The sequence below is a fragment of the Microcoleus sp. BROC3 genome (assembly GCF_036702515.1).
In the GTDB taxonomy this organism is placed as follows: Bacteria; Cyanobacteriota; Cyanobacteriia; order Cyanobacteriales; family Microcoleaceae; genus Microcoleus.
This window is the reverse complement of sequence record NZ_JAUBTQ010000009.1, coordinates 1-19,970: the sequence shown is the minus strand read 5'-3', so window position 1 is coordinate 19,970 and position 19,970 is coordinate 1. Positions and strand designations below refer to the sequence as shown.

The window sequence follows — 19,970 nt, the reverse complement described above, 5'->3', positions numbered from 1 at the left end:
TTATGCCACGGATTCAATCAGGTAACTCCACATCTGGGGGAAGCGGTGGCAGCAACAACTCTAACTGGCTTAGCAAACCTGGCAGCACTGTGACAATGATATTCCAGAGAGTATCAGGTTGTACGCGATCGTACCGGTGAGCAATGATATTCCGCAAATTAATAATATTGCGCCAATCAATATCACTATTAGCTTGACGGAATTCCTCCGAAATTCTCCTAGCAGCCTCGCCGAGAATTTCAAACTCTCTTTCAACAGCCCGCTGCACCATCCTATTTACTCGGTATTCTGCACAGGATAAGTTAGCGGTAAACTCCATTATTTGCTTAATTGCTTCTATCATATCCCAGAGCGCAGCCTGATTTCTATTGTCTGCTTGCATAGTTAGATTGGCTGGTTTAATTGAAAAGTATAAACTGGAAATAGTGCGATTTTCAGAGTAGATGATGTGACAAGTTCGCAGAATTTCATCTCGACTAAAAGGGTTATTTATCTGTGTTTTTTGAGTTAAATCTACATCGCGTCCCAACATCGTTTCTAACTGTTCTTGCATTTGGAGAAAGTCGAAAATATTCCAGGAAGTGTTGGGGGCAAATCTGGCTAGAATGTCTATATCACTGTCGGGACGAAAATCATCTCGCAGGATTGAACCGAATAATGCTAATTCAATAATATTCCAGCGCTGGCAAAAGTCGGCTATCTGTGAGGGCGATGCCTGAAGACGTTCTTTGACTGCGGTTGGAAATTGAGAAGTCATGGGATTTTGGATTTTAGATTTATCGCATTCAATCTCATCTTATCTCAACATCTTTAAACAGTTCGCACTCCGACCAAAGAAACCGGGTTTTTCACGGAATTCACCGTTTCCAACCAAGATTTAGTAAAAAACCCGGTTTCTGACCTATGCCTAAGTCCTATTTGGGCGTGAGCAAAATTAGCTGTTTTGATAAGATCGATCGCACTTCATCCAATCCCATCTCCACATCCGCCAAAATCTCCCCAACAGTCTTCTCTCCTTTACCTTGCCCAGACGGGCTCCCCTCTTTCTCCCCCCCTTGGCAAGGGGGGGCTGGGGGGGGTAAACAACCTTGCAAAAACTCAAATTCCGCACTTGACAAATTGAGCAATTGGTAGTTGCAATCAAACACTTGTTGACTCGGCCAACCGTGCATACAACCACTCAACTCTGGAATTGCCGCCAAAAGAGCCTGATCGTCCGACCAATCAATTTTATTAACAGGCTTTTTGCCCAAGAAAAACTCGTAATGAGTGATTTCCGTATCCAACAATTCAATTAATCGATAAAGCTCCCGTTCCGTCAAACCCTGAGCTCTTTCTATCAATTCCGGCGCTTTACCCAAAAGTCTTTCTAACTGCCAATATCCCGGATTTGAAAAACCAATAAATTCCAATCCCGAAGCATCAATTAACTCGAACAAAGTCTCAATATTGTAGTCAATTTCCTGCGGGTGAACGTACATATCAGCAAAACATTCGTCCCGCTGATTTTCTCCTGCCCAACGCTGTTTTTCGTACTTGACAAGACGGTTGTTTTCTGGTAAGGAAGCAAAGATTTGACGACCTACTTTCACACCATCGGGATAGTCACCTTTTTGCGGGCCTTGAAGAAGTGCGATCGCCCTTTGCATCAATTGAATTTCCCAGCGTCCGAGCTCAGCATACACAAAAATGTGCATCAAACCGCCACTAGCCAACTTCGCCGCCAGGGCTTGAATGCCCCGGATCGGATCGGGTAAGTGGTGCAGCACGCCCACGCAGTTAATCAAATCAAACTCGCCCTCTAACTCGGCGGCATCGTACAGGCTGAGGTGGCGAAAATCAGCTTCGCGCGCTCCCGATCGCCGACAGCGTTCTTGTGCTACTTTCAAAGCACCTTCACTCAGGTCGATCGCCGTCACCGAAGCTTCAGGATTGAGGTGAATCAGATAATCGGTGCTCGAACCAGTGCCACAGCCAGCATCTAAAATCCGAATATCCAGTTTTGGCGGCTTTTGCCCGGTGCAAAAATTGTAAGCATCAGGCCAACTCCAGCGCCAGTTGTACCCAGGGGGCGGTTCATCTGACAAAGGATCGGGCGGGAAGGGGAAAGTATCGTAAAGCCGCCGCACGGCAGCGCTGATATCAGGCGTAGTATCCATAGGTGACATTTGTTGGGCTTGGGGATTCGGGATTTGACTGACAACTGACCGCTGACCACTGACCCACAGCAATTTGCTCCGGGCCCCCGGATTTATCGGTGGGGTCGATTCTTCAATCTAAAATCTAAAATCTAAAATCTAAAATCGGTTGACAGCTAGTGCGTAATAAAACTTATCATTTTTTCTCATATAAGCTCTCTTAAATCTATACAATAAATCTCGACAGGCTTTTTAACAAACGAGGACTGTCAATAACCCACCGCTGAACTGTCGGGTAAAGCGGAGGCGTCTTTCCGCAGAAAGTCAAAAGCCCCGAAACAGGCAGAAGAAAATTTTTGATTTTCTTTTCCCTTAATTGACGGCACTTGCTGCAATTCCCCAAAGGCAACTCTCCTGCCGAGTCTTTTTTTCCACGGGTATGCCGGCGGATCGCAGCGGAGGGAGTACCCCGTGCCTGCCTTCGGATCGGACATTTCCCCGCAGGCAGAAAGATGAAACCAAAACATTTTAATCTAAGAAAGTAAGCGCGCCCGAACCTCGTGACAGGTAAAGGCAAAAAGTAAACAAAGCAAAAATACCTACTTTGACCTGCATGAGAAGGCAGCGTTAGTCTGGGTAAATGCTACAACGATTTAGATAGGGAGCTAAGGAGTCTAATGACTGTAAAGGCAAGTGGTGGAAGCTCGGTTGCGCGTCCGCAACTATATCAAACTGTACCGGTCGCAACTATTTCGCAAGCAGAACAGCAAGACCGCTTCCTACAGCGGGGCGAACTCAGCGAACTGGCAAGTTATTTCAGTTCAGGGACTCTGCGGATCGATATATCTGCGACGCTGACCAAAAACTCGGAACTGATAGTATCCCGCGCAGCCAACCGGATTTTTACCGGCGGTTCCCCGCTGGCATTTTTGGAAAGACCGCAAGAACCTGTGATGGCTGTAGCAGGCGCTGCTCGCGGCGGCTCGGCGAATGTCTCTGAAGGCATGAAACTGGGAAATGTCACCTACGTTGAAAGTCGCGCAGGCGGCGGCAACGGCTCAGGCGGCGGCGGATTCTTGGGGCTGGGAAATCTGTTTTCGGGCAACGGTGGCGGCGGCCCGATACCAGCAGGATTTCAGCCGATCAATGTCTCGCGCTACGGCCCGGGCAACATGACCAAATCTCTGCGGGATTTGAGCTGGTTTTTGCGCTACATCACCTACGCGATCGTAGCTGGCGACCCGAACATTATTTCGGTGAACGTGCGCGGACTGCGAGAAATCATCGAAAATGCTTGCTCGTCGGCGGCGACGCTGGTGGCAATGCAGGAAATGAAGGCAGCATCCTTGGGCTATTTCAAAAAGGATAGCGAGGCAAGTGCGATCGTCGGACAGTATTTCGACGTAGCTATTACCGAATTCAAAGCCCCCACACCTTCAGACAAGGTGCGGCAGCGCGAAACCAACGACCAGCAAGGGCTGCAACTGCCCCAAATCTACTTCAACGCAGCCGAGCGTCGGGCGAAATTCGTCATGAAAACCGGCCTGTCTTCGGCCGAAAAGATAGAAGTAATCAAAGCAGCTTACCGCCAAGTATTCGAGCGCGACATTAGCCGCGCATACAGCCAAAGCATTTCTGACTTGGAATCCAAGGTCAAAAATGGCGAAATCTCGATGAAAGAGTTTATCCGCCGCCTTGGCAAATCTCCTCTGTACCGTCAGCAATTCTACGAGCCGTTTGTCAACAGCCGCGCTGTAGAACTTGCCGCCCGCCACTTCCTCGGCCGCGGTTTGAGCTCGCGGGAGGAATTTAGCAAGTATTTTGCGATCGTCACCAAAGGCGGTCTGGCAGCTCTCGTAGACGCAATGGTCTATTCTCAGGAATATTCCGACTACTTCGGCGAAGAAACCGTGCCTTACCTGCGCGGTTTGGGCCAAGAAGCTCAGGAATGCCGCAACTGGGGCCCGCAAATTGATTTGTTCAATTTCAGCGCTCCGTTCCGCAAGGTTCCTCAGTTCATCACCTTGTTCGCAGGCTACACCCAGCCGCTGCCAGACCAGCACGTTTACGGTGTCGGCAATGACCCGTTAGAAATTCAGTTTGGCGCGATTTTCCCGAAAGAAACTCGCAACCCCAAAAACCGTCCAGCTCCCTTCGGCAAGGACACCCGCCGCATCCTGATCCGTCAAGGTGCTGGGATTGAAAACCAATTGAGCAACCCGGAAGCCCGCGGCAAGGCTCCCGGCTCTCTCGGCCCCAAGGTCTTTAAACTAGACCAGTTGCCGGGTGGCTACGTGTCTCCCAAAAAACTGACGGGCCGCGCTGTTGTAGGCGGTGGCTATAGCAGTGCTTCCAGTGTCAAATATACCGAAAGTTCCACCCAAGCGGTGATTCGGGCTGCTTACCTGCAAGTGTTCGGTCGCGACGTGTTCGACGGCCAGCGCCAAAAGGTGGCGGAAATTAAGCTGGAAAACGGCGACATCACGATGCGCGAGTTTATTCGGATGTTGGCGAAGTCGGATGTGTTCCGCAATATGTACTGGAGCAAGCTTTACGTTTGTAAGGCGATCGAGTACATTCACCGCCGACTCCTGGGACGCCCTACCTACGGCCGTCAAGAAATGAACGCTTACTTTGACATTTGTGCCAAGAAGGGTTTCTACGCGCTGGTCGATGGCATCATCGACAGTCTGGAGTACAACGAAGCTTTCGGGGAAGATACAGTGCCCTACGAGCGCTACGTAACTCCCGCAGGTTTGTCGATGCGGACGATGCGATCGGGTTCTGTTGCGGAGCAAAATGTCCAAGCTCAGATTGCCGACACGCCTCGGTTTATCGAACTCGGCACTGCGCTCGATCGGGGCGAACCCGAGTTGCAAACTCGGATTGCTCAAGGTGTCAGCAAGCGGCGCGAACAAACCAAGGTGTTCAAGCTGACTAATACTTCGGACAAAGTAGCTTTGAAAACTTTAATTCAAGCGGCTTACCGTCAAGTTTTTGAACGCGACTTGAATCCCTACGTTGTGAAGAATGAATTCACGGCGCTGGAAAGCAAACTTGGCAACAATGAAATCAATCTGAAGGAGTTCATTGAAGGTTTAGGTTGTTCGTCGCTGTACGTCAAACAGTTCTACGCACCTTATCCAAATACTAAGGTGATTGAGTTGGGCACAAAGCACTTCTTGGGCCGCGCTCCTCGCAATCAGGCGGAGATTCGGACTTACAACCAAATCTTGGCAAGTAAAGGGATTAAGGGCTTTATCAACGCGATGTTGAACAGCGTTGAATATGCTGAGGCTTTTGGTGAGGATACTGTTCCTTACCGCCGCTTTCCGACTCTACCGGCTGCTAATTTCCCGAATACTGAAAGACTGTACAACCAGTTGACTAAGCAGAACGGTGAAATTGTGGTTCCGAGTTTTGAGCCTGTGGCTGCGATCGACAGAAGCTAACAACAAACTGCAAGAAAGTTGATTTTGTAGGTTGACAAAAATCCCTCGCTATGGTAATGCTGTAGCGGGGGATTTTTGGTGATGTTACCCTAATTATGAGTCGGCGATTGAAATCGCTTCTACAACAACAAAGTCCGGATGGTGCGCGGACTAAGATATACATGGATTTGGCATCTTGATAATAAATTATGCGAATGCGCCCCGGTGAGTGAGGACACACTCAACCGAGACGACTTCTCCAAAGTCCGACTATTCGATGGCTACTTCGAGTTTCCACCCTCTCGCATGGATTTAACGCAAGGCGACTATTTCTATGAGGAAAAAGAAGAGGCCTAAACTGACATTCACAAAAATATAACGACAATGATAACAAACAGAAGTGAGGACAAGTCAATAGACCTAAGTTCACAAAGGTTCTATCATGGCACTAAGGCAAATCTGAAGCAGGGAGACCTGATTGAACCAGGCTTTAATTCAAACTACGGTAAGAGGAAGAAGGCATCCTATGTCTATCTAACCGCCACCTTGGATGCTGCTATTTGGGGAGCTGAACTTGCCTTGGGCGAAGAACCAGACAGAATTTATATAGTAGAGCCGACTGGTCCGATTGAAGATGACCCCAATTTGACGGACAAGAAGTTCCCTGGAAACCCAACAAAGTCATACCGTTCTCGGAATCCGCTACGGGTCTGTGGTGAGGTTACAGATTGGCAGGGACACACCCCAGAACAGCTCAAAGCCATGAAGGAGCATCTTGAACGACTTAAGCAACTTGGTATTGAGGCAATCGAGGATTGAGCAAAAATGTGAAAATAAAGTCGCAATTCACTTTTACCCGCGAGGGGATTAAAACTTTATAGACTTATTGAAATTTGCAAAATTCTAACATCCGTTTGATTTTTGGTAACTGTCTTTCCGATTTCCGAAAAGCCAGCCAGATGCGATTGGTAACATCCTGGGCAGGTTTAAGCACAAGTGTCAAGCGATTTTCTTTCACCGGATCGCCACACAATTAGTCGGGAAGAACGCTAAAGCAAAATCCCGATGCAACCGCTTGTCTAATTGCTCTTAAATCGGGTACGATCGGTTTCGGATGAACGTCAAGTCTTGTCCCAAACACCACGCGCCAAAAGCGACGCGCGATCGGCAATTATTCGCTGCAAGCAATCCCCGGTTGGGTTAGAAGCCATTGAGCGAGTGGATTTACATCATCTTGTCTGATGCCTTTAGCAATAGGAATGACAATATTTGGTGGCCCAACGATCCAGAAATTTACCTCAAATAGGCTCAGAAATAGCGAAGCTGTCACCAGGCGCAAACTAGCAATTAAAACCGTTACCAAATAAGGCTTACAGCCATTTTGTCAGATCGCCCCCACTCCAACAAGCTTAAACTCAGTTAACCACGGCAGAGTACAATCAATACTCTACCGCAGCCAATCCGCTGGCTCAAAAAATATATTATTCGTACAGCCTAAATCTAGTTTCCGCCTCGTGACAGATTCGCTATTTCTAGGCCTTTTTATGGGAAAAACAAAAGATTTAAAACAAGTTTATTAACCCTAAAACAGAACCCCTACCAGTGGTTGGTAGGGGTTTAACTTGTATGAACTAGCAAAAGCTTATTGCAGCTTACTAGAAAGTTCTGTCAAATGATTAGGGAGGTAGGATGTAACACAAGTCGCTACAGAATAAATGTCATTCTTATTATAGTCCCAGTCCCAATCTCTCAAACCTCGCCGACACACCAGCCTCTACTGAATTTAGCTCCTCTGACTCAAATTCCAATTGTACTGTAACCCCACCATTTATTGGCAACAGTTCCTCGTCTGACATTTCCTCCAGTCCACAGGTCATTTCTACTTCTGGGTTTTGATTTTTTTGCTGGGCTTGGTTAAAGTTGAGGTTCATTGTTTTTCCTGTGCAGGCTTTGCTCTAAAGCATACCTGTTTCTCCTCATTGCTAACAAGTTAAAAAAGAGCAAATTTTGTCAATATGTCTAAATATAGATTGAAAAAGAAAGAATGATAATTAGCGCAGAAGGCAAGAGGGTAAAAAGGCGGCGCTTTCTGAAGCGACTGTTCAGGCGATCGCCGACTGGCTCGAAGCTAGGGACGGCAATTCCTCTCAAGATGCGTTGGTAGATGGCGCGGCTTCTTGAACCAGAAAGGTATTAGGCGCTCAAACCTTTATCTGATAAGGGTTTGACTGGCTGCTTCGCGCCTCGTGACAGCTTCGCTATTTCTGGGCCAAATAGCAGTAGACATTCTATATCGGATAAAGTAATTTTTTGACTGGCAATTACAATGTCTAGTTTTCCTGCTTTGAGTTGTGGTATTAACTCGGGTTTTAAGCGAAATTGCACGGTTTAAAAAGTGCGATCGTCCTGCGATAGTCGATCGAGAATTCGTTCTGTAAAAAATTCTTCCGGCGTACCGATTCTAAGGGTTTGCGGAGTTTGGGCTGTTGAGTTTTTGTGGGGAAGCGATGCAAGTTTCTCGATCGCACCAGGAATTTGAGTATACAGTATTTGTCCCGCTTCCGTGGGAACCATCCGCCTCGGAGTCCTTTGAAACAAGGGATTTCCCAAAGCTGACTCTAGGGCTGCGACCTGTTGGCTAACAGCCGGTGGCGTGAGTTGGAGGACTCGGGTGGCACCGATACAATTCCCTGGCGGTAAACCTCAATAAAGCTAAAGCTGCGATACCGTGGAAAGTTAATCATATAGCAGAACGAAGAAGGAAGAAGGAATAAGGGAAAGCAATTCCCCGCAATGGTTTCAGGAATAAAGAACGCGGTAATAACCTTGGCGGTTGCTATAAAGAGATTTATATTTACCCGAAAGTTTGATAATTTGTATTCTAGATAAATTCGGTCTAGGATGAAAATAACAGCCACAAAGACATCCGCAAAAGGAATAGATTATGACTAGCCAAAAAGTTCTGATTGTTTTAACCAGCCACGATACACTGGGCGACACTGGTAAAGAAACGGGTTTTTATCTCCCAGAGGTGACTCATCCATTGGACGCATTTACTCAGGCGGGATTAGCGGTAGATTTTGTCAGTCCAAAGGGCGGCAAAGCTCCAATGGTTGGAGTTGATTTAGAAGACCCGCTAAATAAGGCTTTTTTAGACGATTCCGAGCAGGTTTTTCGAGTTGAAAATACGCTCAATCCAGCACAAATTGATTCTGCCGAATACAGCGCTATTTTCTACGCTGGCGGACACGGGACGATGTGGGATTTTCCCGATCATCAAGAACTCGCTGAGATTGCTGCTGCCATTTACGAAGCAGGCGGCATTGTGGGTGCTGTCTGTCACGGGCCGGCCGCGTTAGTCAATCTTAAATTGTCTGATGGCGAATATTTGGTTGCTAACAAGACTGTGGCTGCTTTTACTAATGAAGAGGAAGCGGCTGTGGGAGTGACTGAAATAGTGCCGTTTTTGCTGGAGTCGAAATTAATTGAACGAGGCGCTAATTTTACGAAAGTTCCTAATTTTCAGCCTCATGTTGTCGTCAGCGACAGGCTCGTCACAGGCCAAAACCCCGCTTCCGCAGGAGGTGTCGGTCACAAAATGGTAGAATTGATCGAAAATAAGTAGATCCCAAAAAATATCACACAGAGAAACCCAGTTTCTTAAAAACTTTCGCGCCTCAGTCAAAATGCTCTAGGAAAGTAGGTTGGTTTGAGGCATTCGTAGCCAACCTATTCTGAAAATGGCGAAGGTATTATTTAAAAAATCTGGTTTCGGGATACCTAATTACTACCTGTTTTTTTTTGTTCGGTTAACCGTACTAAAATCGCCCCTTTAATCCGAGAACATTACTGCTAAATTTTCGTCTGCGATGTCGATAAATTCGCGCTCGCTGTACGAATATAAATTACTTTGTTATGGGGTATTAGTGAATTGGATTTATTCCCAGGAGGCAAAATTAAGTATAATTTTGGAGTGCTAGTTTAGGGAGGCATCAAGATATTGAACGCCCATAAAACATCAGAATAAGTTGGGAATGTGTGCTGATTATTACCATATTGAAACGAATAAGCTATTAGGGCATAATGTAGTTTTGAGCGAACAGGGTATGGAACTAAATTTACAGAAATTTTATAAAGCTTGCAATCCCAGCTACACGCTAGCAGTAGCAAATCCAGAAGACAGACAATACTATATCGATTTTTCTTCAGTGCGGGGCGGCACAATTGTAGAACAATTGGAGCGCACCATCAGCCGCCTGTCCCCCGATGCACCTACCTGTCAATTATTCACCGGTCACATCGGCTCTGGTAAATCAACAGAATTGCTGCGGCTGCAAGCTCAATTGCAGCAACAAGGATTTCATGTTGTTTACTTTGAGTCGAGTAAAGACTTAGACATGGCAGATGTAGATATCACTGACATTTTGTTGAGCGTTGCTCGTCAGGTGAGCGAAAGCATCGAGAAAATGAAAATCAAGCTGCAACCGACGGGTTTTAAAGCTTTGCTCAAAGGGGTTGCTGATGTTTTTCAAACTCAAATAGACTTGAGGGCTGAAGCTAATGTTCCTGGTTTTGGGGAAATAAATGCTAGCACGGAGGGAGAATTTTCTCTGGCGTTGGGAATTGGCAAAATTACTGCTAAAGCCAAAGATGCTCCGAATCTGCGATCGGAGTTGAGGCAATATTTAGAGCCGCGAACTAACGTAATTTTAGATGCGCTTAATAAGGAGTTGCTAGAACCGGCTAACCAAGAACTGAAACGCCAGGGAAAACAGGGACTTGTGGTAATTATCGACAATCTCGATCGCATACACCTGTGCGCGAAACCGACGGGGCGGCTGCAGCCGGAATACTTGTTTGTCGATCGCGGCGAACAGTTGGCAAGACTAAATTGCCACGTCGTGTATACAATTCCTTTGGTGCTGATTTTCTCTAACGATTTGGGCCAGTTGACCAATCGGTTTGGGGTCGATCCGAAGGTTTTGCCAATGGTTCCGGTGCAGTTGAGCGACGGTTCTGAGTGCTCTGAGGGTGTGGAATTGCTGCGGCAGATGGTTCTGGCGCGGGCTTTTCCGACGGTGCAACCTTCGCAGCGCTATGCTTTGCTTGGCAAAGTTTTCGACTCTGCGGAAACTCTCGATCGCCTGTGTCGGGTCAGCGGCGGTCATGTCCGCAATTTGCTGCAACTGCTGTATAGCTGTTTGCAGAAACAAGACCCTCCTCTGTCGCTGGAAACTTTGGAAAATGTGATTGTGCAGCGCCGCCACCAGCTTACTTTGGCGATCGAACCGGATGAGTGGAAATTGCTGCGGCAAGTATCAGCTAGCAAAACTGTAAGTGGGGAAACTAAATACCAAATCTTGCTGCGCAGTCTCTGGGTGTTTGAATACCGTTACGGCGAGGATTATTGGTTTGATGTCAATCCGATTTTGGCAGACGCCAAGGAGTTTCGGGAAACAGAAGATGCGGCATAACAGCTTTGAGTTTTACAATATCCACGGCGCAGCATCTACCGCAATCGAACCACCAAAATCAAATTCGTTATTAGATTACTATGATTAAAGGCACTACTAAACTGTTGGGAGTAATTGGTCATCCCGTCGAACATTCTCTGTCGCCGGCGATGCACAATGCTGCTATTTCCCACTTGGGAGTCGATTTTGTTTACCTGCCGTTTCCAGTAAAACCAGAGGATTTAAAGGTTGCTCTTGCAGGATTTGCGGCGATCGGCGTTCGGGGATTTAGCATCACGATTCCTCACAAACAAGCAATCTTACCGCTGCTTTCGGAAGTTTCCCCGATCGCCCGAGCGATCGGCGCAGTCAATACCGTATACCTGACTGATAAAGGTTGGTGCGGCACAAATACTGACGTTGAAGGCTTTCTCGCGCCGCTGCAAACCCCCCCAACCCCCCCTTACCAAGGGGGGGCTAAAGACTCAATTTCTGCCTTAGAAAGGGGCAATACGGCTGTTGAATCCTGTCCCCCCCCTTACCAAGGGGGGGCTAAAGACTCAATTTCTGCTTTAGAAAGGGGCAATACGGCTGTTGAATCCTGTCCCCCCCCTTACCAAGGGGGGGCTAGGGGGGGTTCCGATTGGAGTCAGAAAGTAGCGGTAATTTTGGGGAATGGCGGGGCGGCGAGGGCTGTTGTGGCTGGATGCGCTCAATTGGGATGTGCAGAGATTCACGTTGTCGGTCGCAGCGAACAAAATTTAGCGGAATTTCAGCAGAGTTGGGTCAATTCTCCGATGCCCGTGCAGAATTTGCAGGTGCATACTTGGGATAATTTGTCAATGTTAATCTCGCAGGCAGATTTGCTGGTGAACACGACGCCTGTGGGGATGTATCCGCAGGGGGAAAAGTCGCCGGTTGCGGCTGGTGCGATCGATCGAATTTCAGCAGGTGCGATCGTCTACGATTTAATTTACACCCCTAATCCTACCCAGTTTCTCAAAGATGCGCAGCTTCGCGGGGCGCGAGCTATTGACGGACTCGAAATGCTAGTTCAACAAGGAGCAGCCGCCTTAAAAATTTGGCTGGATCGAGAATCTGTCCCAGTTGATGTGATGCGCCAAGCCTTGCGACAGCATTTAGGCCTCGACTAATGCCATTTCTGGAAACAGTAGCTGTAGTTTTCAGAATTCGTATCAGTAGGATTTTGAGCCTGAATTCGCGCTAAGCTGAGAATTAAAATATACTTGCCCCGCAATTTATGAAATTTCGAGCTATCAGCCTTTTTTTTGCTACTTGCCTGATCGGAATTTTTAGTTTGGTATTCACTCCACCTGCTTGGGCTCTGACGCAGATTAAACTTTCCGACCTTTCTTATCGCGAATGTCCGGCAGAAATGGGAGAAGGAACAGTCACTAGCGGCAGTTCTATGGAAGCTACCTGTTTTTTGATTACTGGGAAAGCTGAAAATAGCACCGGCAAACCAGTTGTAAATGCCGATATTTTCGGTCGCATTTATGATGCCGACGACAATCCGGTGATGCAAAACCGGACTCGCTTGGGTTCTATAGAAGAAGTTCCTCCCGGAGTTAGCGATTTTCAGCTCAGAATTTCCGTGGCAGCCAATCAGAGAACACCTTTGAAGCTCAAGCAATTTAAAGCTACAGGTTTTACTGGCGTGGTTCGCCGCTAACAAAACTCTTGGAGATTTTAGATGGCTGATTTGAGATTTTGGGTTAGCTGCCCGTGAAACCGCGATACTGTTTTCGATTGTAGATTGTAGATTTTAGATTGTTGAGTGGCTGGCAATTTCTCATTTCTAATGTACGATGAACTCCCCAGCTTTTCAACCGGGGAGTTCATGACAAAATCTCAAATCTAAAATTTAGTTGCCGGCAGCTAGGTCTGCCCAACAATTTAGGCTAGATGCTTAAAAACTTAAGCTTTTCCAACTAGAATGCTGTTTGCAAGCTGGTCAAAAGACCGATCAAGAATTCCGAGCCGAACTGAAGTACAAAAAACGCAATCAGCGGCGAAAAGTCAATCCCTCCTAGGGGGGGGATAATCGATCGGAATAGATTGAGGTAAGGGTCTGTTAACTGACTCAAAATCGAAAACGGCGGGTCGTACCAATTAATGTTAGGGAACCAGCTTAACAGCACCCTAACAATCATTAGGACTACATAGATTTGCAGAAATGTCGCTAGCGTGGTTGCCAAAAGGCCTATTGAATAACTCATATATTCTGGTTGAAGTTTGAGTAAAGTTTACAGACACTTTAACTTAAAGTTTAGCATAGGTGGGGGAGAGGGGAAGCATGAGGCTCTTTACGGGCGCGCTAGAAGAGCGACGGCCACAATAAAACTCTCTCTTGGCTTCACAGGCCAGAAAGGCCCGTTAAGCGAGAATGGTGCTCGGGGCGTGAGTAGCCCGCATCGAGCTGCCCGACTAATCTCAAATCTAAAATTGAGTTAGGAGTCTTGGGCGATCGAACCCGAGCCGCCCGGCGCCTGCGCGTTGCCGTTTACGTCGCCGAGTTGCAGCCGCACGTCATCTATTGCCTGATTTAGCTGAGCAATTTTATCTTCTAAACTCAGCCTTGCTACTTCCATGCTGTCGGCTTCGAGTTGAGTGGCTTTCCTCTGGCGGATCTTTCTTGTCTTTGGTTCTGAAGGTTCACTCAGCAAAGCTTCAGCAGCGCGCCGCGACAGCACCGTCCCCAAAACTGCACCCACCAAGCCGCCGACAGCAGCTCCGGCAATAAATCCCCCTGTAAAACCCTCTCGATTGCTCATGGCTCAACTCAACTGCGCGATATTTCTTTGATTTGTTTATTTTGACACTATTGGCTGGAGAAACCGGCAGACGATCGTTCGATTTTAGATTTTAGACTTTTGATTAAAGAATTGAGATGGCGATCGGGAAAATTAGCCGGAGGGACAAAAGCCCAAAGGCGCATCAAGTCGCTTAGTTTTCAGGTAAGGCGAGGATTCCGACTTCAGAGTTAAAGCGGATCATTTCCAAAGATCGATCGCCATAAAGATCTTCAATGTGTTCCAAGCAGCACTCGATGGCGAAATCGTTCAATTCAGTCGGCTCAATGCCGTACATATCCTGAAACACTTCTGAGTCTACCCGACAAAAGCGCGGTCGATCGGCATAAATTCCGCATTCTCGCGTCTCTCTGTCAAAATTTATACACCAACCGTCCTCTCCGACTAAGCTCAAGTAGAGCGCTAATTCCTCTGTGGATAAATACTCGTCTAAGTCAGGGCGCTCTGTTGGGTCGAGGTAACAACAAGCACCGCACTGCTTTACGCAACGCCAAGTAGCCATAGTTTGATTTTAGATTTGAGATTTGAGATTTTAGACTCGGAGCATAATGTGGAAAATGCCAAACTTCTTGAGATTGGGGATCTTCAAGTATATCAATTGCCAGCGCCCCAGGCCCAGAACCCGAAGGGGCGGTGCGATTTGAGATTTGAGATTTGAGATTGGGGGCACTTTCAAAGGAAGGGGCATCAAGTCCCCTATTTCATGTGGCTAAGAGGTTGCTCGTAGTTTACATTTTGTTGAATTTTGTAAAGTTCCTTAAAAAATAGGGACGATAGCCCGGTAAAATCAGAAGCGGATTTTCTAATTCAACAATCTAGACTTAATCACTACAGTCAGGAGGACACATGGACTTTATAACCGATCTTTTCAGCGGGCTCGGCGGTGTAAACTACCAACTCATTGTTCAGGTAGCTTTACTCGCAGCAGTCGTGCTTTCGGGCCCGATTGTGATTTTTCTGTTGGCAGCTAGAGGCGGCGACCTGTAATTATAACACGCTCCTGGGCGATCGAGAGTTGGGAGTTTTGAGTTTTAAATTATTCAAAATTCACAACGCTCGATCGCCAATTTTCTCGCTTTGCACGAGCTTCGTTATCAAATACTGAGTTATAGCGGTTCGATCGCGTGGTGAGGTATGCCCTATTTGGCCGATGCCCGATGCCCGATAGTACCTCATGTTACTGAGAAAGGCTAGATCGAATACCGAGTTATCAAATACCGAGGGCGTGTTTAGCAGTTTGAATCAAATTCTCAAAAAAAGGTAGAGATACATCGACTTCTCTAGCATCTTTGCGGGAGTTGCCCAACAAACCGATACTTTGTCCGGGTGCAACAGCTAGAACTTGCCCTTGAGAGTTGCGAATTCTCAATTCCTCGCTCGCTCCGGCTGGAGACAGACTGCAAGAATAAGTGCGATCGCAGTAATCAAACTCAACTTTTCCAAACATCGGCGGTCTAGAACTAGCAGCACCTGCCGGCAGCCGGACACCCAACAATTCTAACTCCACCGATGTCTTGCCATTAAAACTATTTTCCCGCAATCGGTAAGCAATATCAACCCGCCGAGGCAAAGGAAAATATTCCCCCCAACGCCAAGCAATCGCCTTCACACTAGCCGATACTTTTCCATCTTGAGTTGCCGTTAGTTTAACGTGACCTCCTTTACCCACAATTTTCTGTTCAGTTATGCAAACATTAGGCGTCCAAAATACAGGAGCCTTATTTTCAATTCCGCAAGGTTCCAAAGCATCAATTTGTCGGTAAAGGTCGAGATTAATCTCAGCCAAATCCGCTCGCACATCTACTGAAACCAGGGGTTTTAGGTGTTCCGGCTGCAAACATTGATTAGCAAAAATTGACAGTTGATTGCGGAATTGTTCGAGATTCTGGGCCGGCATAGAAAAACCGCCAGCCGCTTTGTGTCCGCCAAATTTAGTTAATAAATCCGCGCAAAAATTCAGCCCTTCAAATACATTAAACTCAGGAATTCCCCTCGCCGAACCCCGCACAATTTTAGACTTATTAGCCTTCTTAAACTCGTTCTCCGACTCCGCCTCATCCTCAAAAGTACCAATAAAAACGGGTACGCCGTAGCGTTCCACCAACCGAGAAGCTACAATCCCGATCACCCCGTGGTGCCAACCGGGCTGCACGACAACTAAAACTCGTTCTTGCTGCAAGTCGAGATCGCTTTTCTCGTACCAAGCGATGGCTTCCTGCTCAATTTCCTGGCACAACTCCTGCCTGCGCTGATTGATTTGTTCGCACTGCATCGCGTTTTTGAGAGCCAATTCGCGATCGTCCGTCGTCAGCAACTCTATCACAATTTGAGGGTCAGCCAGCCGCCCCACAGCATTAATCCGGGGTCCGAGCCTAAAACCAATATCTTCAGGCTTTAAGGAATTGTTAGTTTTATTTTGCGAGTTAAGAATTGAGGGACTTTCCGCACTTGTCGGCTGGACTCCTGCCACCTGAATCAAAGCCTGAACACCCGCCAATTGCGAGCGAGGCAACAGCCGCAAACCCCGCTTCACCCAGCGGCGGTTAACTCCAGTCAAAGGCGCTAAATCCGCAATAGTTCCTAAAGTAAATAACTCCAGCAGCGGATTCACCAACCCGCCCAGTTTCTGCATATCGATCGCCAAAGTAATCGCCAAAACATAAGCAACGCCTACGCCAGCCAAACCGCGATAAGGCGAAGATTCTGCAATTAATTTCGGGTTGAGAATAGCATCAGCCGGCGGCAGTTTGGGCGGCAAATCGTGGTGGTCTGTAATAATAACTTTGACACCGAGTTCTCGCGCTCTGGCAACCGGGCCGTAGGCTGCAATTCCGTTGTCAACCGTGAGAATGAGAGCGACACCTTCCGAGTGAAATTCTTCTACAATGCGATCGTTAATCCCATAACCTTCTCGCATCCGGCTCGGAATAGCATAATCCACATTCGCGCCCAGAGCCCTGAGAGCTCGCAGCAACAAAGCCGTGCTCGTCATCCCGTCAGCATCGTAGTCGCCGCAAATCGCAATTTTTCGCCCTCCCGAAATCGCCTCCCGCAACAGTTTGACACTCGCAGCCAAATCGGGAAACTCATCCTTTGGCGCAGGCAAAACCAGAGATTCCGGTTCGATAAACCCTTGCACTTCTTTCAGAGAGTCGATGCCCCGGTTAATCAGTACCTGTGCCAGCAAGGGCGACAAACCGATTTCAGCGGCAAACTGTTCGGCTTGCTGTGGTTGAGGCGAATAAATTTGCCACCGTTGGTTTGGCAATCGGTGAAAATGCGGGGGCACAGATGTCGGTAGCTCTTGCACGGAAGCTGAGGTTTAAAGATACATGATTAATCTTACCGAATTAAGTCCCTCCGTCAATCAATTTTAGATTTTAGGTTTTAGGTTTTAGATTTTATATTGAGCGTAAAGATTAGTTTTTTGAGTAAAATCCAAAGGTTGGTTGTAGGAAAGCTTTTTTCGGAAGATATCACCGCACCCAAATAGGGATACAAGCCCCCGACACCAGTCGTGGAGACCAAAAAATTTTAGACTTTAGTTCAAACCTCCCAGATTTATCTGTGGAGTCAATCTAAAATCTCGAATCTCCAATCGACTCGCGGGAGCAGCAGAACTAAGTGTAGCAGGCATTTGCGCTGCCCGCCCTAGGGCGCAGACTACTAATTTAATGAGGAAACTTGCATGAGTCGCGATCGACCGCCTTGGTTTAAAAGTGCATTACAGGTTCGGGTGTCTGTGATTCCGTCAATTTTGCCCCGCGTTTTGCTGTGCGGTGGCTTTGGAGTTTTTATTTCCCTGCTGCACTTTTTTAAGTGGCCGGTTTCCTTGCCCACTTTGTCGAGTATTGTACCGAGTATTGTCCTGGGTTTACTGTTAGTTTTTCGGACAAATACAGCCTACGATAGATTTTGGGAAGGTCGAAAATTTTGGGGCATGTTAATCAACAACGTCCGCAATTTGGCGCGCCGAATCTGGGTAGCAATTGAGGAAAAAGACCCGGAGGATATCGAACTCAAAAAGTCAGCCCTGCGCCTGTTACCTGCCTTTGCAGTGGCAATGAAACTGCACTTGCGACAAGAAGCAGTAAACCCAGAATTGGAGCCGTTAATGTCCCCAGCGCAGTACCAAAAGCTCAAATCAATGAACAATCCGCCGCTAGAAATTGCCTTTTGGATTGAGGATTACTTGCAGGAGCAGTACGAGCGCAATTGCCTCGATGTCTATCAGTTAATTGGTATGAAGGACTTGATCAACTCTATGATTGATGTATTAGGCGGCTGCGAGCGGATTTTGAAGACGCCTATCCCTTTGGCTTACGCGATTCACCTGAAACAACTATTGTTGCTTTACTGTTTGGCATTGCCCTTTCAAATGGTGAACGATTTGGCTTGGGGAACCGGCCCAGTTGTAGCTTTAATTAGTTTTACTTTGTTCGGCATCGAAGAAATCGGCATTGAAATAGAAAATCCCTTCCAGCACGATACGAATGATTTGCCTTTGGACAGCATTTGTGCTACCATGCAGCGCAATATCGGCGATTTAATTACTTTATCTCCTAGCATTCACGCGCGCGTGAAACATAAGTAGAGTCATACCATTTTCGATTTTAGATTTTCGATTTTAGATTTGTATCGAAAATCTAAAATGGTATAACCTACTGGTTAAATTTTAACAATCAACATTAACCCAGCCAATCTATTTTAGATTTTCGATTTTAGATTTTAGATTGGTATCGAAAACAGAAAATGGTATAACCTACTGGTTAATTTTTAACAATAAACCGCATTAACCCAGCCAATACTAACAATAAAGGCGTCAGCCAATCTCCCCACCGCACGTACAAAGTCCGAGTTTGCCGCCGATAAATAGTAGCATCTCGGACTTCATAGGTATTAATTCCCGACTTCCAAACCGTCTCGCCGCGAGGATTTACAAAAGCAGAGTAACCCGTATTAGTTGCGATAGCTGCCCATCTATCCGTCTCTATTGCCCGCATCACATCTAAAGCGTGATGTTGAGCCAACATTGGCGGTTTGTAATGGGCATTGTTGGAAGCGGCGATCATAAATTCGCCTCCATTCGCCGCCTGATATCGGAAGATTTCAGCAAAGGCAGAATCGTAACAAATTCCGACAATTGCGCGGCCAAACGGCGTATCAAACAATTGTTTAGAATTACCCGGTACTAAATGAGCATCTAAGGGAGAAAGGCGATTAATAATCCCCCCTAAGATTTCATAAAAAGGGATATATTCCCCTAAAGGCACTAGCTTGAGTTTATCGTAGCGGCCGACAATTTCTCCAGTGCGATCGATCGCCAATAAGCTGTTAGTGATACTATTCTCTTGCTGTCCGAATCCTCCAACCCAAGCCACAACGCCGCGTTCGAGAATAGCTTGGTAAAAAGAAAGAGTAGAACGCTGATACTCGTTTGTCCAGATAAAAGGCAAAGCCGTCTCGGGAATTAACACAGCATCGACTTTCCTGTCTGCTAACTGTTTGTATCCAGTGGTGTAACCTTCCAAAGCGCGCCCCCAACCCGCTGAGTCAAACTTAATCTCGTTAGGAATATTGCCTTGAATAATGCCAATTTTTAATGATGTTCCTGCCTCTTGAATTAAAGGCCGATTGTACAAACTCCAGCCTGCAATATGCAAAACTAAAAATAAACCCGCAGGCCAAATATAAGCAACCCACTTCTTCCCTCGGACTTCTCCCTTCTTACCTCGGACTCTCTCCTGCTTCCATCCATCCGTTACATCCGTTACATCCGTTACACAATCCGTTGCCGAACTTCCTTCTTCCTTCTTCCTTTTTCCTTCAATAAAAGCTTCGGCGATTAAGCCATTTACTGCTACAATAGCGGCTGTTACTGCGCTGGGTCCGGAGAGTTGACCGAGGTGCAATATTGCTAAATTGTGCGGGCTTTGCGTGTAAGATAGTGATGTCCACCACAGCGAACCTGTACTCCAAATACTTTCTAAGGCACACCACAAAGCTGTGCCAATTAAAACGCGAGTTAATGCTGAAAATTGAGTTTTACCCCCCCCAGCCCCCCCTTGTAAAGGGGGGGAGTTAAGATGAGAGCTACCCCCCCCAGCCCCCCCT

Annotated in this window: 19 protein-coding genes; 9 read left to right on the top strand and 10 right to left on the bottom strand. The window is 47.0% G+C overall.

Features of this window, described 5'->3' with window-relative positions:
• Positions 1-13: 13 nt before the first annotated feature.
• The 3 genes from QUB30_RS07715 to QUB30_RS07705 all read right to left on the bottom strand — a co-directional run bounded on the left by QUB30_RS07715 (position 14) and on the right by QUB30_RS07705 (position 2,665).
• A complete protein-coding gene (locus QUB30_RS07715; protein WP_333331456.1) occupies positions 14-757 on the bottom strand; it encodes a HepT-like ribonuclease domain-containing protein in 744 nt (247 codons plus the stop codon).
• A gap of 157 nt (positions 758-914) precedes the next feature.
• Entirely contained in the window at positions 915-2,159 is a 1,245-nt protein-coding gene (locus QUB30_RS07710; protein WP_333331453.1) for a class I SAM-dependent methyltransferase, read from the bottom strand.
• A gap of 248 nt (positions 2,160-2,407) precedes the next feature.
• The gene (locus QUB30_RS07705) at positions 2,408-2,665 is read right to left on the bottom strand and encodes a hypothetical protein (protein ID WP_333331450.1); all 258 of its coding nucleotides are present in this window, start codon (positions 2,663-2,665) and stop codon (positions 2,408-2,410) included.
• A gap of 150 nt (positions 2,666-2,815) precedes the next feature.
• Here QUB30_RS07705 and QUB30_RS07700 point away from each other — a divergent pair, with 150 nt between their 5' ends.
• From QUB30_RS07700 to arr, 3 genes are all read left to right on the top strand, one after another.
• Complete coding sequence (locus tag QUB30_RS07700; RefSeq protein ID WP_333331447.1) at positions 2,816-5,590, top strand: phycobilisome rod-core linker polypeptide; 2,775 nt, start codon at positions 2,816-2,818, stop codon at positions 5,588-5,590.
• A gap of 204 nt (positions 5,591-5,794) precedes the next feature.
• Positions 5,795-5,926 (top strand): hypothetical protein, encoded by a 132-nt coding sequence (locus QUB30_RS07695; RefSeq protein ID WP_333331444.1) that lies wholly within the window; start codon positions 5,795-5,797, stop codon positions 5,924-5,926.
• A gap of 27 nt (positions 5,927-5,953) precedes the next feature.
• Positions 5,954-6,388 carry an NAD(+)--rifampin ADP-ribosyltransferase gene (gene arr / locus QUB30_RS07690; protein ID WP_333331441.1) on the top strand — a complete coding sequence of 145 codons (435 nt, stop codon included), beginning with the start codon at positions 5,954-5,956 and terminating at the stop codon, positions 6,386-6,388.
• 908 nt (positions 6,389-7,296) lie between these two features.
• Here arr and QUB30_RS07685 read toward each other — a convergent pair.
• The gene (locus tag QUB30_RS07685; protein WP_333331438.1) at positions 7,297-7,500 is read right to left on the bottom strand and encodes a hypothetical protein; all 204 of its coding nucleotides are present in this window, start codon (positions 7,498-7,500) and stop codon (positions 7,297-7,299) included.
• 457 nt (positions 7,501-7,957) lie between these two features.
• Entirely contained in the window at positions 7,958-8,251 is a 294-nt protein-coding gene (locus QUB30_RS07680; RefSeq protein WP_333331779.1) for a LysR family transcriptional regulator, read from the bottom strand.
• A 262-nt stretch (positions 8,252-8,513) separates the two neighbouring features.
• On the opposite strand from QUB30_RS07680, the gene QUB30_RS07675 reads away from it, so the two are divergent.
• The 4 genes from QUB30_RS07675 to QUB30_RS07660 all read left to right on the top strand — a co-directional run bounded on the left by QUB30_RS07675 (position 8,514) and on the right by QUB30_RS07660 (position 12,715).
• Positions 8,514-9,194 (top strand): type 1 glutamine amidotransferase domain-containing protein, encoded by a 681-nt coding sequence (locus QUB30_RS07675; protein ID WP_333331435.1) that lies wholly within the window; start codon positions 8,514-8,516, stop codon positions 9,192-9,194.
• 481 nt (positions 9,195-9,675) lie between these two features.
• Entirely contained in the window at positions 9,676-11,043 is a 1,368-nt protein-coding gene (locus tag QUB30_RS07670) for a P-loop NTPase fold protein (protein WP_333331432.1), read from the top strand.
• A gap of 80 nt (positions 11,044-11,123) precedes the next feature.
• A complete protein-coding gene (locus tag QUB30_RS07665) occupies positions 11,124-12,176 on the top strand; it encodes a shikimate dehydrogenase (protein ID WP_333331429.1) in 1,053 nt (350 codons plus the stop codon).
• Between the two features lie 107 nt (positions 12,177-12,283).
• Positions 12,284-12,715 (top strand): hypothetical protein, encoded by a 432-nt coding sequence (locus QUB30_RS07660; protein WP_190657424.1) that lies wholly within the window; start codon positions 12,284-12,286, stop codon positions 12,713-12,715.
• 259 nt (positions 12,716-12,974) lie between these two features.
• Here the strand turns inward: QUB30_RS07660 and QUB30_RS07655 are convergent, their stop codons facing one another.
• From QUB30_RS07655 to QUB30_RS07645, 3 genes are all read right to left on the bottom strand, one after another.
• Positions 12,975-13,262, bottom strand: a complete 288-nt coding sequence (locus tag QUB30_RS07655; protein ID WP_333331426.1) for a YggT family protein — start codon at positions 13,260-13,262, stop codon at positions 12,975-12,977.
• Positions 13,263-13,493: 231 nt separating this feature from the next.
• The gene (locus QUB30_RS07650; protein WP_333331422.1) at positions 13,494-13,817 is read right to left on the bottom strand and encodes a hypothetical protein; all 324 of its coding nucleotides are present in this window, start codon (positions 13,815-13,817) and stop codon (positions 13,494-13,496) included.
• Positions 13,818-13,989: 172 nt separating this feature from the next.
• The gene (locus QUB30_RS07645; RefSeq protein ID WP_333331419.1) at positions 13,990-14,358 is read right to left on the bottom strand and encodes a YkgJ family cysteine cluster protein; all 369 of its coding nucleotides are present in this window, start codon (positions 14,356-14,358) and stop codon (positions 13,990-13,992) included.
• Positions 14,359-14,702: 344 nt separating this feature from the next.
• Here QUB30_RS07645 and psb30 point away from each other — a divergent pair, with 344 nt between their 5' ends.
• On the top strand, positions 14,703-14,843 hold the full coding sequence (gene psb30 / locus QUB30_RS07640) for a photosystem II reaction center protein Ycf12/Psb30 (protein ID WP_332961075.1): 141 nt from the start codon (positions 14,703-14,705) through the stop codon (positions 14,841-14,843).
• Positions 14,844-15,066: 223 nt separating this feature from the next.
• On the opposite strand, the gene recJ is transcribed toward psb30, so the two are convergent.
• The gene (gene recJ, locus QUB30_RS07635) at positions 15,067-17,166 is read right to left on the bottom strand and encodes a single-stranded-DNA-specific exonuclease RecJ (RefSeq protein WP_333331416.1); all 2,100 of its coding nucleotides are present in this window, start codon (positions 17,164-17,166) and stop codon (positions 15,067-15,069) included.
• 378 nt (positions 17,167-17,544) lie between these two features.
• Here recJ and QUB30_RS07630 point away from each other — a divergent pair, with 378 nt between their 5' ends.
• Positions 17,545-18,450 carry a bestrophin family ion channel gene (locus QUB30_RS07630; RefSeq protein ID WP_333331413.1) on the top strand — a complete coding sequence of 302 codons (906 nt, stop codon included), beginning with the start codon at positions 17,545-17,547 and terminating at the stop codon, positions 18,448-18,450.
• Between the two features lie 175 nt (positions 18,451-18,625).
• On the opposite strand, the gene lnt is transcribed toward QUB30_RS07630, so the two are convergent.
• Positions 18,626-19,970 (bottom strand): apolipoprotein N-acyltransferase (gene lnt / locus QUB30_RS07625; RefSeq protein WP_333331410.1); only part of this gene is annotated, 1,345 nt, incomplete at its 5' end.